The organism is Micromonospora aurantiaca ATCC 27029 (genome assembly GCF_000145235.1).
Lineage (GTDB): Bacteria > Actinomycetota > Actinomycetes > Mycobacteriales > Micromonosporaceae > Micromonospora > Micromonospora aurantiaca.
Genome location: NC_014391.1, coordinates 1757973 through 1772928 on the forward strand (window position 1 = coordinate 1757973; position 14956 = coordinate 1772928).

Genomic DNA, 14956 nt, shown 5'->3' on the forward strand with positions numbered 1-14956 from the left:
CTTCTTAACGCCTCCGGTAGAGGAAGGGCCCCCTGTTAACACCCGCAGGGCTCAGGCGCGGCGGACCACGAACGCGTCCGGCATCCGGAAGGTGAGGTTGTCCGGGCACCACGGTGGACGGACGACTGTCACGTCGTCGAGCAGCGTGGCGGCCTCGGCGACCACCACCGCGGCCTCCATCCGGGCCAGCTGCGCGCCGACGCAGCGGTGCGGCCCGGCGCCGAACGCCAGGTGCCGCCGCGAGCCGGGCTGCCCGGGGCGGAACTCGCCCGGTGCGTCCACCACGGCCGGGTCGCGGCCGGCGCGGGCCAGCCACGCCACCACGCTGGTGCCCGCCGGTACGGGCACCTCGCCGAGCGTGGTGTCGACTGCCGCCACCCGCCGCCAGGTGACGATCGGCGGCTCCAGTCGCAGCCCCTCCTCGACCACGTCGTCCACGCCGATCTCACCGGCGCGCAGCCCAGCCCGTACCGCCGTTTCGCCGGACAGCCGGTGCAGCAGCAGGGTGAGGAACTGCGAGGTGGTCTCCTGACCGGCGACCAGCAGGAAGAACAGCGCCCCGACGACCACGTCGGGGGAGTGCCCCGCCTCGCGCAGCCGCGCGGCGAGCCCGCCTCCGGTGGCGGCGAACTCCCGCAGCACGGTGTGGAACCGGCCCACCTCGGCGACGAGCGCGAGCTGCCGGGCGGAGTCCAGCGGCGCCCAGAACAGCTCCAGCGCGGCCCGGGCGAAGTCCTTCACCGCGCCGACCGGGGCCCCCGGCAGCTCGACCAGCCGGGCCAGCACCAGCAGCGGCAGGTCGGCGGCGAGACCCGCATACAGGTCGACCGGGCGGCCCGCGTCCAGCGCCGCCGCCAGGCCCGCCACCCGCTCCCGGACCAGCCCGGTCAGCCACCGGCGCTGGGCGTCCACCCGGTGCGGGTGCAGCGCGTCGGCCACGATGCCGCGGATCTCCGGGTGGCTCGCGCCGCCGTTGTTCGCCAGCGTCGGCGGCAGCCGGAACCGGTGCCCGGCGAGTACCCGCAGCGCGGCCACCGGGATCGGGGTGACCGCGTCGAGCGCGTTGTCCGGCCGGAACGTCACCGGGTCGGTGAGCAGCCTGCGTACGAGCGCGTGCCGGGTCACCACCAGGTGCGGCACGCCGACGTGGTCGACAACGGTGGCCGCGTCGGGCCACGGCCCGTCGACGGACTCCCCCCAGCCCCGGAACAGCACGCGGTAACGCTAGCGGCGGGCGCCGGGCGGGTTCGGGTCCAGCTCCCAGACGGTGGTGTGCTTCACCCGTACGCTCTCCAGCGCCTCCGACACCGGCACGTCGTACGCGGCCAGCTCGTGGAAGCGCTCGCGGGGCAGGAACGCCCGGCCCGGATCGCCCACCAGCACCCGGGCGCCGGAACGGGCGGCCCGGAGCAGGAAGCGCAGCATCCGGCGGGCCATCGCCTCGCTGTAGAAGACGTCCCCGGCCAGCACCACCTCGGCGTCGCCCGCGTCGGAGTCGAGGATGTCGCCGAGTTCGGCGTCGACGCGTACCCCGTTGGCCTCGGCGTTGAGCGCGACGGCGGCCACGGCCCGCTCGTCCACCTCGACCGCCCGGACGGCGGCGGCGCCGGCGCGGGCGGCGGCGACGGCGACCAGGCCGGAGCCGGAGGCCAGGTCGAGCACCCGGCGGCCGGCGACCACGTCGGGGTGGTCGGTGACGTAACGGGCCAGGCCCTGCCCGCCGGCCCAGGCGAACGCCCAGAACGGCGGCGGCTGGGAGCTGCGGAACTCGCCCTCGGTCAGCTCCCACAGGCCGATCGGCTCGTCGGCCTGGTGCAGCAGCACCTCGGGTACGAACGCCACGGGGGCGAGGCGGGCGTGCAGCCGGACGAACGCGGCGGACAGCTCGGACATCGGAGAATTGTGTCCCACCCGGGTTCCGGAACCGATCCCGGGCGTGTCGCGGCGAGGTCGTGACCGGTTCACCACGCTCGGTGAAATGACCCCCGTGTTGTGGCGTTGGATGCGAACACGCCCGTCTACCGGCGTGCCCGGCGCGCTCCTAGCGTTGCCTGTGGACACGACCGAGGGTGAGGAGGCGTGGTGAGCGGCTGGCGGCACGCGCTGCGGATCGGACTGGTACTGACCTTCGTGGCCGGGACCGGGTACGGCGGAGCCCTGCCGGCGCGGGCGGCGGCGGCCTTCTCCACGGAGTTGAGCGGCCTGCCGGACGAGTTCACCGCCGGGAACCGGGTGGAGACGTTGTCCGCCGTGGTGTCCCGCTCCGACGGGGGCGGCTGTGTCAAGGTGCGCTGGTCGATGCTGGTGCGGGTGCAGGGCCTGCGGCTGGACCAGCTCAAGGTGGACCGGGTGGAGGACAGCGGATCGTTCCCGCTGGAGATCCGCACCGAGGGAGACACCGCCCGGCTCACCGACCGGCAGCTGGACCCGGGTGTGCTCTGTCCCGGCCGTACCGTGACCGCCCGCTACCGGGTGGCGTTCGCCGAGGACGTCGGGCGTGGCCGGGTGAGTTTCGCCGCCGAGGCGTACGACCCGCAGTTGCGGCTGCTGGCCCGGCGGACCGCCTCCCGTGAGGTGGTGGGGGAGGAGGCGGCCGAGCCGACGCCCTCGCCGACCAGCGCGGAGCCCACACCGAGCGACGAGCCGTCCTCCGAGGCGCCCGACGAGGAGCCGACTGACGAGCCGACCGACGCCGCGGTGGTGGAACCGCCGGCGCCCGGTGGCGTGGCCGGGCGGCCGGTGGCGGACAGCGGCGGATTCGGCCTGGTGCAGGCCGCGTTCCTGCTCGGCGGGTTGCTGCTGTTCCTCGGCGCCGGGCTGCTGCTGCGGATGCGCCGCCTGCTGCGCCCGTCCGCGCAGGCCGAACCGGAGACGCTCCCGCCCCCCTTCGAACGCCCCCGCCCTCGCTGGCACTGACCCGCCGGCGGGTGGGGTCAGTCGAGCTGGCTGGGTTCCAGGCCCAGCTCCCGGGCGGCCACCAGGCGGATCCACTCGGCGATCTGCCGGCGGGTGATCACCCGCTCGTGCACCGCGAGCTGGACCGCCAGCCCGTCCATCACCGCACTGATCCGCCAGGCCGCGCCGGCCGGGTCGGGGCAGTCGAACGTGCCTTCGGCGACCCCGTCGCTGATCACCGCGGCCAGGTCCTGCCGCCACCGCAGGTCGAGGCGGCGGGAGAGCTTCTCCAGCTCCGGCGTACGCAGCGACTCCGCCCAGCCGTCGATCCACATGGACCAGGAGGTGGCCCGGCCGGTCGGCGCGTAGAGGCGTAGCATCCGGCGCAGCTTCGCCAGCGGCGGGGCGGAGGAGCGCAGCACCGCGTCGAGGCGGGCCAGGTCCTGCTCGACCGCGTACGCGAAGGCCTGCGCGAGCAGCCGGTCCTTGGTCGCGAAGTGGTAGAAGACGAGCGCCTGGCTGACCCCGGCGGCCTCGGCCACGTCCGCGGTGCGGGTGTTGGCGAGCCCTCGTTCCGCGATCACCTCGCAGGCCGTACGCAGCAGCGCGTCCAGGCGGATCTCGGCGGCTCGTCTCGTCACGGCGTTACGGTAACCCATCCGTCTGACCACAGGGAGTTACCGAAGCGGCCGGTCGGCGGCGGGACAGTCGGATGCCGGACACTCGACTCGCCGAGCAAATTCCGCAGGTCGCGGCCCTGCCCACGGGCCTTCGACGGCAGCCACCCAGGCTCCTAGGAAGCCCGCGCCATGAGGCGCCGGCAACATCCGGACGCGCCGGAAGGGCCCCCGAGTTGGCAACCGTTCCCGGGCTCGGCTAAAGTTCTCATCCGTCACCGGATAACACCGGGGGCGTGCGGACGTAGCGCAGCTGGTAGCGCATCACCTTGCCAAGGTGAGGGTCGCGGGTTCGAATCCCGTCGTCCGCTCGGAGATGCCGCCACGCAGTTCGGGGGCAACCTCGGTGGAGTGGCCGAGAGGCGAGGCAACGGCCTGCAAAGCCGTGTACACGGGTTCAAATCCCGTCTCCACCTCGCAGTAGACGAGGGCGATTGGCGCAGTGGGAGCGCGCTTCCTTGACACGGAAGAGGTCACTGGTTCAAACCCAGTATCGCCCACCAGCGGAAAGGCCGTGCCGATCACTCGGCACGGCCTTTCTCGTCGTCATCGATCAGTCCAGTGCCGCGCCGCTGGCCATTGCCGCGGCCGGATCGCCCCACCCAGACTGGCCCGGTGGACGATCAGCAGACCCGAGCCCGGCAGTTCCGTGCCCTGCACCTGCCCGGTGAACCACTGATCCTGGTCAACGCCTGGGACGCGCTGAGCGCCCGGATCGTCGCCGCAGCCGGCGCCCGCGCGGTCGCGACCACGAGCGCCGGGGTCGCGTGGAGCCGCGGCGCCCCGGACGGCGACGCGCTCGCCCGGGACACCGCCGTCGACGTGATCCGCCGGGTGGCAGACGCGGTCCGCGTGCCGGTCACCGCCGACATCGAATCCGGGTACGGCGACAGCCCCGCCGAGGTCGCCGAGACGGTCACCGCGGTGCTCGCCGCCGGGGCCGTCGGTGTCAACGTGGAGGACTCCCGGCACGACGGCGGAGGCCCGCTGCGCCCGGTCGACGAGCAGGTCGCCCGGCTCGCCGCGATCCGGGCCGCCGCCGACCGCGCCGGCATCCCGCTGTACGTCAACGCGCGGGTGGACACCTGTCTGCGCCGGGCCGGTGGCGTACCCGAGACTGTCGCGCGCGCCGAGGCGTACCTGGCGGCCGGCGCGGACGGGATCTTCGTACCCGGAACCGTGGAACCGGAGACGGTGGCCGCGCTGGCGGCGGCGATCCCGGCGCCGCTGAACGTGCTGGCCGGGCCGGGCGCGCCGCCGGTCGCCGAACTGGCGCGGCTCGGCGTGGCCCGGGTGAGCATCGGACCGGCGGTGGCCGAGGCCGCGTACGCGGTGGCCCAGCGGGCGGCGGCGGAGGTGCTCGGCGCCGGGACGTACGACGCGCTCGCCGGCGGGCTCGACTTCGACGCGTTGAACGAGCTGATGCGGAGCTGACCCGGACGGCACTCCGCGCGCCGCCACCGACCGCGGGCGGCCCTGGCAGAGCGGGCCGGCCGGATCGAGTGATCCGGCCGGCCCGATCCGGGACCGATCAGCTCCGTCGGCCCCGGTCACTGTCACATCGGCGGGGCGACGTCCCGGCGCTCCTCGACCCGGCGGTACTCCACCGGCTGCTCGGCGGTGGTCGTGACCACCTGGCGACGGCGGCCCCAGACCAGCGTGGTCATGATGAGGCCGAGGACGCCGGCCGCCATCAGGATCCAGCCGACGACGTCGAGGTCGACCCCGCCGACGCTGGCGTTGAGCGCGAACGTGAGGATCGCGCCGACCGCGATCAGGAAAATGCTCGTACCGATACCCACGACAGCCTCCTTCGGGGGGATGGTTGTGCTGTCACCGGCCTCAGTACCCCGGCGGCGAGCAGCGCAACCACACGGCCACCGGGCGCGGTGGGGGTCTCCGCACGGCGATCTTGGCATCGGGTAGAGTTCACCCCGTCGCCGGCGCGAACCGGCGGCACGCGGACGTAGCGCAGCTGGTAGCGCATCACCTTGCCAAGGTGAGGGTCGCGGGTTCGAATCCCGTCGTCCGCTCGCGATTGCCCGGGCGATTGGCGCAGTGGGAGCGCGCTTCCTTGACACGGAAGAGGTCACTGGTTCAAACCCAGTATCGCCCACCGAGAGTCACCCTCCCCGCCCGCCGGTGCCGCCGGTGCCGCCGGTGCCGCCGGTGCCGCCGGTGCCGCCGGTGCCGCCGGTGCCGCCGGTCGATCGGCGGACGTATCCCCTCGGACGGTTCGTACCGGCCACATCGGTCACCCGGCTCCACCGTGCGGGTTATTCAGCCGTTGCCACCACGCGTGTCACTGTGATGCCCGATACGCAGGGAGGCGGTCACATGCACATGATCGAGCGGGGACGGTGGCGGCGGACGGCCGCCCGGTTAGGGGTGGCGACTGTCGTCGCGGCTGCCGGGGTGACGGTCTCGGCCGCGCCCGCGCAGGCCACCGCGACACGGACGGTGGCGTTCTTCAGCATGGACGAGCCGACATCGTCGACGGTGCTGACCGACTACAGCGGCAACGGCCGCCACGGCACGATCGGCGGCGAGGTGGTCACCGGCGCGCTCTACGCCGGGGCGACCGGCCACCGCTTCGCCACCCACCTGCCCACCGACAAGGAGTACGTCCCGGGCCACGTCGACCTGGTGCCGCACAGCACCGACTTCAACCCGGACGCCGGGGACTTCTCGGTGACCATCCGCTACCGGACCACGTACTCCTTCGGGAACATCCTCCAGAAGGGACAGGGCAACACGGCCGGCGGCTACTGGAAGTTCGAGGCCCCGAACGGTAAGCCGAAGTGCCTGTTCCGGGGCGCGGACGGCGCCTCCCGGACCGGCTACACGGACGTGCCGATCTCCGACGGCCAGTGGCACACGGTCACCTGCAACCGCACCTCCGCGTACGTGGAGATGTACGTCGACGGCGTGCGGACCAGCCGCCTCAACGGGCCGACCGGCACCATCGCCAACACCTGGCCGCTGTCCGTGGGTGGCAAGAGCCAGTGCGACGGTACGAAGGTCACCTGCGACTACTTCGCCGGCGACATCGACTACGTGAAGATCCTGAAGGGATCGGGCGGCCCGGCCAACCAGGCGCCGGTGGCAGCGCTGACACCCACCTGCTCCGGGCTGGTGTGCACGTTCTCCGGCGCGGCCTCCACCGACGCCGACGGCGCGATCCAGGACCACAGCTGGGCCTTCGGTGACGGTGACACCACGGGCACCGCCTCCGTACCGACCACGTCGCACACGTACGCGGCTGCCGGCACCTACCCGGTCACGCTCACCGTCACCGACGACCGGGGCGCCACCGGCACCGCGACAGTCGACGTGACGGTGGCGCCCGTACCGGAGCGGATCTCGTTCGTCGGCCAGGCCACCGCGAACGCCAACTGGACCAGCCACACGGTCACCGTCCCGGCCGGTGTGCAGGCCGGTGACACGCTGCTGCTCGTGCTCAGCCAGAACACGCACACCGGCACCGGTGAGCCGACCGGGGTGACCGGCTGGGCCAGGCTCGACCGCCTCGACGGTGGCTTCGCCACCACCACCGCCTGGTGGAAGACCGCGAGCGCGGGTGACGCCGGCACTGCGGTCCGGGTGACACTGGACAGCCAGGCGAAGGGCAACCTGGTGCTGGCCGCGTACCGGGGGGTGGCACCGGGAGGGCCGGTCTTCGCCAGGGCCACCGACCCGGCGAGCACCGCCACCCGGATCACCCCCTACGCGCCGGTGACCGCCGCGCAGAGCTGGGCCGTGTCGTACTGGCTGCACGGCGACAGCACCTCCACCGCGCTCACCCCGCCGTCCGGCGTGGCGGTGCGCAGCAACACCTCGCAGACCGGCGGCGGCCGGGTGACCGGCCTGCTCGCCGACTCGGCGAGCAGCGTGCCGACCGGCAGCTACGGCGGACTCACCGCCACGGGCGCCGCGGCCAGCACGACCACCACCACGTGGACGTTCGTCCTGCCCCCGGCCTGACCCATCGGGTACGCGGAAAGGCCGGCACCCCTCGTTTCGGGGTGCCGGCCTCTCGCTGTTTGTTCTCTTACTTGTTCCAGTGCTCGGCGACCAGGTCAGCGGCCTGCTGTTCCCACTGGGCGTAGTGGTCCGGGTAGGCGGAGACCTGGACGGTCTGGGCGGCCTTGGTCAGCGGCATGTCCTGCCAGCCGTCGACCTGCTTCAGACCCTTCAGGAACGCGGTGGTGGAGTATTCGGGGTCGGTGATCTGCTCCACCGTGCCCCAACCACTGGACGGGCGCTGCTGGAACAGGCCCTGCGAGTCGTGGTCGTTACGGTCACCGAGGTGGCCGAGGTTCTCCAGCTTCGACTCCTGCAACGCCGTGGCGATCGACACGACCGCGGCACGCTCGTCCATGCCGGCCTTCTTCGTCGCCGCAATGATCGCCTTCACATTGGCAGTCTGCTCGTCGTTGAGGTCGATACGCGACTGCTCGCCCTGCACACCGTGCGGGATCAGCTTGTCACCCTGCACCGCCACCGCAACCGGCTTGGTGTGGGTCGTGTCCGCCGCGTGCGCAGCCACCGGACCGGCGAACACGCCACCGGTGAAAGCCAGACCAGCAACACCCAGAATGCTCTTACGCAGAATCGTGTTCATGGGGGGCTCCATTCGGGGGATCGACGCCCACACCGACAGGGGGGCCGGCGCGGGTGCGAGCACCGTCAGGCGCTCAAAAAAGTCTTCGGGGGATCCGGCTGCTCGCGAGGGCAGGGGGCCTCGTCGCGGCGCCGGAACACTGTTCAACGACCCGCCACCCGCCATCATTCCCGGGGGCGCGCCACACGCCTCCGGAGAGCAGGCGCGGGGGTTCACGTCGTCGGAACCGTGTTCAACGACCAGCCGGCCAGGATGATTCCCCGCGGCTCAGGTCGCCGGAACCGTACTCAACGACCAGCGGCCCCGGGGTGATTCCCAAGGCCTTGCAGATGCCACCCGCTCGCGGGGCGAGCCTTGCTCGGTCGTTCACCCGGTTACAACGCCACCCACCCGCCCGCGATTCCACCCCCAGAGTGCCACCCACCACCCCCGAACCGGACACCCCCGCCCACACTGTCACAACACTCCCGCGCCCCGCACCTCGCCGCACCCCCCCGGATCCTCCCACCAGCACACCCAGCCCGCCGTACCGCCCCCTGCACCCGCCGCACCACCTGCACCGGCCACAACCGCAGGCCCTCCGCCCCGTCGACCATGAAGTTAGCGGCGACAAACCGGACACGGAATGCCGTCAACCTCATGATCGACGCACCCGGGCCGGGCTGGCCGGGGGTGGGAGCGAAGCGTCGGTGATCACCCGCGCGATCTTGCAGTTCGAGCCCTTCAGTTGCCCTATTCGCGAGGTTTGCGGGGTACGAAAGTGCAAGATCGCGGGCTGCTCGGGAGGGGATCGTGCCCCGCGCTGTCCGGAGTCTTTCGCGCCCGCGCCCATCACCGTCGATCTTGGAGTTGTGGCGCCTCTAATGCCCGGTAAGCGCAGTTCGCGAGGTGCCACAACTCCAAGATCGGCGGGTCATGTCCGGTGCGGACGAGGGCGGCGGGGCCGGGGAGGGACAGTAGAGCCGGTTCTGCCGTTGGCAGATCTGCTGACTGTGAACTTGGTGCCTGCCGGGCGGTGCTCGGCGGCAGGCTGGGTCCTATGCGACTCCTGATGCTTGGCGGTACGGGCTTTGTCGGCGGTGCGGTCGTGGCCGAGGCGGTACGCCGCGACTGGCAGGTGACCGTGTTCAACCGGGGTGTGCACGGGCGGGTGCCGGACGGCGTACACCGGCTGCGGGGCGACCGGACCGCGCCGGACGGGCTGGCCGCGCTCACCGGCGGCGAGTGGGATCTGGTGGTGGACACCTGGGACGGCGCGCCACGCGCGGTACGGGACGCCGCGCTGGCGCTCGTCGACGCGGTGCCGCACTACGTCTACGTGTCCAGCGGATCGGTGTACGCGCCACCCGTCGCGCCCGGCAGCGGCGAGGAGGCGCCCACAGTGCCGGCCGACGCGGACGGAGACGACGGTGACTACCCGGCGAACAAGGCCGGCGGGGAACTCGCCGCGACTCGGGTGTTCGGCGACCGGGCGCTGCTGGCGCGCGCCGGGCTGATCCTGGGGCCGGGGGAGGACATCGGGCGGCTGCCGTGGTGGCTGAACCGGGTCGCCCGGGGCGGGGACGTGCTGGCGCCGGGGCCGCGTGACCTGCCCATCCAGTACGTGGACGTCCGGGACCTGGCGACCTGGGTGCTGGACCGGGGCGCCGAGGGCGTGGGCGGGGCGTACAACGTGGTGGGTCGCACCGGGCACGCGACGATGGGTGACCTGCTCGACGCGGCGGTGGCGGTGGCCGGGTCGGACGCGACGCTGCGGTGGACGGCGCCGGAGCCGATCCTGGCGGCCGGGGTGGAGCCGTGGAACGACCTGCCGGTGTGGATTCCGCGCGGGCACGAGTACCGGTGGTTGCAGGAGCGGGACGTGGAACGGGCGTACGCGGCGGGGCTGGTCTGCCGGCCGGTGACCGAGACGGTCGCCGACACCTGGCGGTGGCTGCGCGAGGTGGGGCGCGTGCCGGACCGGGCGGGGCGGCCGGCGCGCGCACCGGTCGGCCTGGCGCCGGAGCGGGAGGCCGCCCTGCTGGCCGCGCTCCCGGCCTGACCCCGAGAGGCAGGGCCGCGCTCCCGGCCTGACCTGCAGGAGGGTACGGGTCAGGCCGGCACGACCGGCAGGTCGAGCACCTCCTCGACCGGGCGACGCGGGGTGGCGCGGCCCGGCTGGCCGTACCCGATCCGCATCACCATCTGCGGGGTGCCGAACCGGCCCAGCGACATCCGCAGCGCCTCGCGTGCGGCGGGCACCTCGATCGGCTGGGACAGCATCGACACGCTCAGCCCGGCGTCGGTGGCGGTGAGCAGTACGCGTTGCAGCGCCTGCCCGGCCAGGATCTGGTCGGCCGAGGTGTTGCCGGCCGAGCCGAGCACCGCGACCAGCGGCTCCGGCTCGAAGTCGCGGCCGGGGGCGCGGTTGCGTCCGCCGAAGCCGCGCTGGGGCAGCAGGTCCTGCGGTTCGCTCTGCGGTCCGCCGGCGCCGGAGGGCACGCCGTCGGGGGCCGGCTCGGAGCGGATCCACTCGGCCCGTTCGGCCACGTACGCGGGGTCGCGTTCCAGCACGCGGTGGGCGCTGCGGGCGACCTCGGCGACCGCGTTGACGGCGCTGGTACCGATCACGAGTTCCAGCCAGCACTGTTCGGCGCGGGCCGCCTCGCCGAGCCGCCAGCGGGCCTCGGCCGGCACCGGGTCGGGCCAGAACGGCGCGCGGTTGCTGAACCGGTGGCCGATCGCCCCGTACAGGCTCTGCTCGACCGGGGTGGGACGGCGCGGCACGTCCGGCACCAGCCGGGCCACGACGTCCGGGTCGGCGGGGTACGGGCGCAGCCGTACCGTGGCCGGGGTGCCCGCCACGGCGAGCGCCAGGCGCAGGTTGAACAGGGCCGCACCGGCGGCGATGCGCGCGCCCCAGCCGGTCGGGTCGGTGGCGGGCAGGCCGCGCAGCGGGTCGACGGACACCTCGATGCCGCCGTCGACGAGCCGGAACCGCCACGGCTGGGTGTTGTGCAGTGACGGGGCCCGGACCGCGTCGGCGACCGCGGCCCGCAGTTGCTCGGCGGTGTATTCGGTCGTCATGGTGGTGCTCCCTCTCGTGCGGCGCCGGCTCCCCCGGCCGGGTACACCACTACGGTGCGTCAGGGGGCGGCGCGGTGAGCAGGGCCGGAGGTCCCCACCTGGGCCCGGCCGTCGGTCCCGGCCGGCGCGGGCAGGACGGGACTTTCGACCCGTGCTACGAGGGCGGGAAAGCGGGTAGAAAGGACTGATGATCCGGGTGTTCCTGCTCGACGACCACGAGGTCGTCCGTCGTGGCCTTGCCGACCTGCTCCAGAGCAGCGGCGACATCGAGGTGGTCGGCGAGTCCGGCCTGGCCCAGGAGGCGGCGCGTCGCATCCCGGCGCTGCGCCCCGACGTGGCGATCCTCGACGCCAGGCTGCCCGACGGCAACGGCATCGACGTGTGCCGGGACGTCCGCGCGGTGGACTCCTCGATCAAGGGGCTGATCCTCACCTCGTACGAGGACGACGAGGCGCTGTTCGCGGCGATCATGGCGGGCGCCGCCGGGTACGTGCTCAAGCAGATCCGCGGCACCGACCTGGTGGACGCGGTCCGCCGGGTGGCGGCCGGGCAGTCGCTGCTCGACCCGGCGATCACCACCCGTGTGCTGGAGCGCATCCGCAGCGGCGTGGAGCAGCCGCGGGAGCTGAAGTCGCTCACCGAGCAGGAGCGGCGGATCCTGGAGTACGTGGCGGAGGGGCTCACCAACCGGGAGATCGCCGGGAAGATGTTCCTGGCCGAGAAGACGGTGAAGAACTACGTCTCCAGCGTGCTCGCCAAGCTCGGGCTGGAGCGGCGTACCCAGGCGGCGGTGCTGGCCACCCGGCTGCTCGGCAAGAACACCTGACAGCTGTCAGTCGAGCGGGACGCTCCAGCGCACCTCGGTGCCGCGCGGCTCGGCCCGGCGCAGTGAGAACTCGCCGCCCAGCCGCTCGGCCCGTTCCCGCAGGTTGACCAGGCCGCTGCGGGCCGCCTCCGGGTCGCAGCCGACGCCGTCGTCGGTGACGGTGATCTCGACGCGGCCGGAGTCGACGCGGACGCGCACCGACACCCGGTCGGCCTGCGCGTGGCGTACCGCGTTGGAGAGCGCCTCGCGCAGCACGGCGGTGAGTTCGGGGCGCAGGTCGTCCGGGACGGCGCTGTCGATCGGGCCGATCAGTTCCAGCTCGGGGCGGTAGCCGAGCGACTCGGCGGCCACCTCGATCGCCTCGCGGATCTCGGTGCGCAGCGCCGCGCTCATCGGGGTGCGCAGCTCGAAGATGGTGCGGCGGATGTCGCGGATGGTGGCGTCGAGGTCGTCGACGGCCTGGTTGATCCGCTTGGCGGCCTCGGGGCGGGCGTTCATCGCGCCGCTCTGCAGTTGCAGGCCGGTGGCGAACAGCCGCTGGATCACCACGTCGTGCAGGTCACGGGCGATGCGTTCGCGGTCCTCCAGGACCACCAGCAGTTCCCGCTCCTCCTGGCCGCGGGCGCGTTCCATGGCGAGCGCGGCCTGCCCGGCGAAGCTGGCGAGCAGCGCGAGGTCGTCGTCGGCGGCGGGCCCGTGGTCGGGCCGGTAGCCGATCACCAGGACACCGTGCAGCGTGTCCGCGGCGGCGAGCGGGGACACCACGGCGGGCCCGGCGACCACCGGCCGGGGCCAGGGCGCCGCGGCGGCGAGGTCCTCGACCTGGTCGTGGCGGCTCTGCGTGACGGACGCGGCGAAGCTGGTCTCGGCGGCCGGCAGCACCGCGCCGACCAGTTCCCGGGTGACCGGGTCGGCGCCGTCGACGACCTCGACGGTGAACTGCGCCTCGTCCTCGTCGTAGAGCAGCACCAGGGCCAGTTCGGCTTCGGCGACCTCACGGGCGCGGCGCGCCACGAGCGTCAGCGCGTCGGTACGGCGTACCTCACCGAGCAGCACCGAGGTGATCTCCGCGGCGGCCGCCAGCCAGCGTTCCCGCCGGTGCGCCAGCGCGTAGAGGCGGGCGTTCTCGATCGCCACGCCGGCCGCGGCGGCCAGCGCCACCACGATCTCCTCGTCGTCCTCGGTGAACTCGGCCGCGCCCTGCTTCTCGGCCAGGTAGAGGTTGCCCCAGACGTGGTCGCGGATGCGCACCGGAACGCCGAGGAAGCTGTGCATCGGCGGGTGGTTCGGCGGGAAGCCGTACGAGTTGGGGTGCTTGGTGATGTCCGGCATGCGGACCGGCTTCGGGTCGTCGATGAGCAGGCCGAGCACGCCCCGCCCGTGCGGCAGCTCGCCGATCTTCGCGTGCAGCTCGGGGCTGATGCCGTGGACGATGAAGTCGTGCAGCATCCGGTCGGGCCCGATCACGCCGAGCGCGCCGTAGCGGGCACCGGCCAGCTCGCACGCCGACTGCACGATCCGTTGCAGCGTGCTGCGCAGGTCGAGGTCGGACCCGATGCCGACGACCGCGTCCAGCAGTGCCCGGAGCCGCTCGCGGCTGGTCACCACCTCGCCGACGCGGTCGAGCATCTCCTGGAGCAGTTCGTCCAGGCGGACGCGGGACAGCGGGGTCAGCCCGAGCGACGGTGTGAGGTGCTCGTGCCGGGACTGGGGTGCGGCGGCCACCCGGCGATGGTATCGCCCGGTGGCCGCCGTGATCGAGACCGGTCAGGCGAGACGGTCGCGGACCGCCGAGGTGTCGACTGTCTGCGCGACGTCCAGCCGGGGCGTGTGCGGGGGGCCGGCGTGCGTCGGGTCGGCCAGGCCGAGCCGCATGCTGATGTACGGGAACCCCAGGCCGGAGAGCATCTGCCGCAGCACCTCGCGGGTGCTCTCGACCTCCACCACACCGGACAGCGGCACCAGCGACACCCCGTGCCGGGTGGCGGTGAGCCAGGCGGCGGAGAGTGCCTCGCCAGCGCGCAGCCAGCTCATCGTCTCGTCGTCGGAGCCCCACAGGATCCCGTAGACGGCGGCCTTGTCGTGGCCGGGTCCGATCGGCAGCGAGCCGGCACGGCCGAAGTCGCGGGCCGGAACGGTCGTCTGCGGGGCCTGGTCGGGCAGCACCTCCGGCGGCAGCCCGGTGCCGGTGCCGGCCCGGCTGATCCAGTACGCCAGTTCCTCGCGCAGGTCCGGGCTGTCGGCCTCGACGGCGGCGGCCTGCTGGGCGGCGCTGGCGAGCTGGATCTTCTGGGTGTCGTCGAGCAGTTGCAGGTTCACCCCCTCCAGCGTGGCGGCCCGGTCGATGTCGTTCAGCGCGGCGGTGGGGATCGGCTCGTCGCTGACCGGCCGCCGGTCGGTGTGCCGCACCTGCATGCACTGCACGACGCGCATGGCGTCGGGGTCGGCGCCGGTGTGCTCGAGGCTGGTGAGCCGGGCCAGCAGGTCGGGTTCCTTCGGGTCGGGCAGCCGTTCCACCACCGGGGTCCAGCCCTCGGCGGCCAGCGCCACCCGGGCGTGGTGCAGCGCGGCGCCGCAGCTCACCACCAGCAGGTGCCCTTCCGGGTCCATGGCGCTGAGGTGCCGTTCGCGGACCACCCGCAGCTCCAGCGCGTCGGGCAGGACCGTCCAGTGCCACGGCTGCGTGTTGTGCACCGAGGGGGCGTGGCCGGCCATTCCGGCGGCCTCCGCGAGCGCGGTGGTCAACGGGCGATCGCCGGCCGGCGTCTCGTGGCTCATCGTCACGACCTTTCCTGTTTTCCCCATCGTGCCCCACGCCCGGGACGCCCGGGTGGGGATGCCGCTCCATCCTCGGGCATGCCCGGCCGC

General features: G+C 73.3%; 14 protein-coding genes and 5 tRNA genes. 10 read left to right on the forward strand and 9 right to left on the reverse strand.

All coding sequences use genetic code 11. From position 1 onward, the window contains the following. Positions 1–51 precede the first annotated feature (51 nt). Positions 52–1215: a cytochrome P450 gene (locus tag MICAU_RS08385; RefSeq protein ID WP_013284873.1), complete on the reverse strand. Its 1164-nt coding sequence runs from the start codon at positions 1213–1215 to the stop codon at positions 52–54. Positions 1216–1224: 9 nt separating this feature from the next. Further along, positions 1225–1893 (reverse strand): class I SAM-dependent methyltransferase, encoded by a 669-nt coding sequence (locus tag MICAU_RS08390; RefSeq protein WP_013284874.1) that lies wholly within the window; start codon positions 1891–1893, stop codon positions 1225–1227. A 189-nt stretch (positions 1894–2082) separates the two neighbouring features. Here MICAU_RS08390 and MICAU_RS08395 point away from each other — a divergent pair, with 189 nt between their 5' ends. Further along, complete coding sequence (locus tag MICAU_RS08395) at positions 2083–2916, forward strand: hypothetical protein (protein WP_013284875.1); 834 nt, start codon at positions 2083–2085, stop codon at positions 2914–2916. A 17-nt stretch (positions 2917–2933) separates the two neighbouring features. On the opposite strand, the gene MICAU_RS08400 is transcribed toward MICAU_RS08395, so the two are convergent. Then, positions 2934–3536: a TetR/AcrR family transcriptional regulator gene (locus tag MICAU_RS08400; protein WP_030275337.1), complete on the reverse strand. Its 603-nt coding sequence runs from the start codon at positions 3534–3536 to the stop codon at positions 2934–2936. Positions 3537–3810: 274 nt separating this feature from the next. Here MICAU_RS08400 and MICAU_RS08405 point away from each other — a divergent pair. The 4 genes from MICAU_RS08405 to MICAU_RS08420 all read left to right on the forward strand — a co-directional run bounded on the left by MICAU_RS08405 (position 3811) and on the right by MICAU_RS08420 (position 5006). Further along, positions 3811–3883 (forward strand) — tRNA-Gly (locus tag MICAU_RS08405). Between the two features lie 34 nt (positions 3884–3917). Beyond that, positions 3918–3988: transfer RNA gene (locus MICAU_RS08410), tRNA-Cys, on the forward strand. Positions 3989–4000: 12 nt separating this feature from the next. Further along, positions 4001–4075 (forward strand) — tRNA-Val (locus MICAU_RS08415). 112 nt (positions 4076–4187) lie between these two features. Then, complete coding sequence (locus MICAU_RS08420) at positions 4188–5006, forward strand: isocitrate lyase/PEP mutase family protein (RefSeq protein WP_013284877.1); 819 nt, start codon at positions 4188–4190, stop codon at positions 5004–5006. Positions 5007–5128: 122 nt separating this feature from the next. Here the strand turns inward: MICAU_RS08420 and MICAU_RS08425 are convergent, their stop codons facing one another. Next, positions 5129–5374 (reverse strand): DUF6458 family protein, encoded by a 246-nt coding sequence (locus MICAU_RS08425; protein WP_013284878.1) that lies wholly within the window; start codon positions 5372–5374, stop codon positions 5129–5131. A gap of 158 nt (positions 5375–5532) precedes the next feature. Between MICAU_RS08425 and MICAU_RS08430 the strand changes: the two genes are divergently transcribed. Both MICAU_RS08430 and MICAU_RS08435 read left to right on the forward strand, forming a co-directional pair. Further along, positions 5533–5605: transfer RNA gene (locus MICAU_RS08430), tRNA-Gly, on the forward strand. An 11-nt stretch (positions 5606–5616) separates the two neighbouring features. Next, positions 5617–5688, forward strand: a tRNA-Val gene (locus MICAU_RS08435). A gap of 7 nt (positions 5689–5695) precedes the next feature. Here the strand turns inward: MICAU_RS08435 and MICAU_RS33390 are convergent. Then, positions 5696–5830, reverse strand: coding sequence for a hypothetical protein (locus tag MICAU_RS33390; protein ID WP_280512924.1), 135 nt, complete (start codon positions 5828–5830; stop codon positions 5696–5698). 79 nt (positions 5831–5909) lie between these two features. Here MICAU_RS33390 and MICAU_RS08440 point away from each other — a divergent pair, with 79 nt between their 5' ends. Further along, entirely contained in the window at positions 5910–7556 is a 1647-nt protein-coding gene (locus MICAU_RS08440; RefSeq protein WP_013284879.1) for a PKD domain-containing protein, read from the forward strand. Between the two features lie 67 nt (positions 7557–7623). Here MICAU_RS08440 and MICAU_RS08445 read toward each other — a convergent pair whose 3' ends face one another. After that, positions 7624–8196: a hypothetical protein gene (locus MICAU_RS08445; protein WP_013284880.1), complete on the reverse strand. Its 573-nt coding sequence runs from the start codon at positions 8194–8196 to the stop codon at positions 7624–7626. A 1039-nt stretch (positions 8197–9235) separates the two neighbouring features. On the opposite strand from MICAU_RS08445, the gene MICAU_RS08450 reads away from it, so the two are divergent. Beyond that, entirely contained in the window at positions 9236–10237 is a 1002-nt protein-coding gene (locus tag MICAU_RS08450) for an NAD-dependent epimerase/dehydratase family protein (protein WP_013284882.1), read from the forward strand. A gap of 50 nt (positions 10238–10287) precedes the next feature. Here MICAU_RS08450 and MICAU_RS08455 read toward each other — a convergent pair whose 3' ends face one another. Further along, positions 10288–11262: an Acg family FMN-binding oxidoreductase gene (locus MICAU_RS08455; RefSeq protein WP_013284883.1), complete on the reverse strand. Its 975-nt coding sequence runs from the start codon at positions 11260–11262 to the stop codon at positions 10288–10290. A gap of 187 nt (positions 11263–11449) precedes the next feature. Between MICAU_RS08455 and MICAU_RS08460 the strand changes: the two genes are divergently transcribed. Beyond that, positions 11450–12088 (forward strand): response regulator, encoded by a 639-nt coding sequence (locus MICAU_RS08460; protein ID WP_013284884.1) that lies wholly within the window; start codon positions 11450–11452, stop codon positions 12086–12088. Between the two features lie 6 nt (positions 12089–12094). On the opposite strand, the gene MICAU_RS08465 is transcribed toward MICAU_RS08460, so the two are convergent. Further along, positions 12095–13762: a sensor histidine kinase gene (locus MICAU_RS08465; protein ID WP_174361775.1), complete on the reverse strand. Its 1668-nt coding sequence runs from the start codon at positions 13760–13762 to the stop codon at positions 12095–12097. Positions 13763–13855: 93 nt separating this feature from the next. Next, entirely contained in the window at positions 13856–14866 is a 1011-nt protein-coding gene (locus MICAU_RS08470) for an Acg family FMN-binding oxidoreductase (RefSeq protein WP_013284886.1), read from the reverse strand. Between the last annotated feature and the right edge of the window lie 90 nt (positions 14867–14956).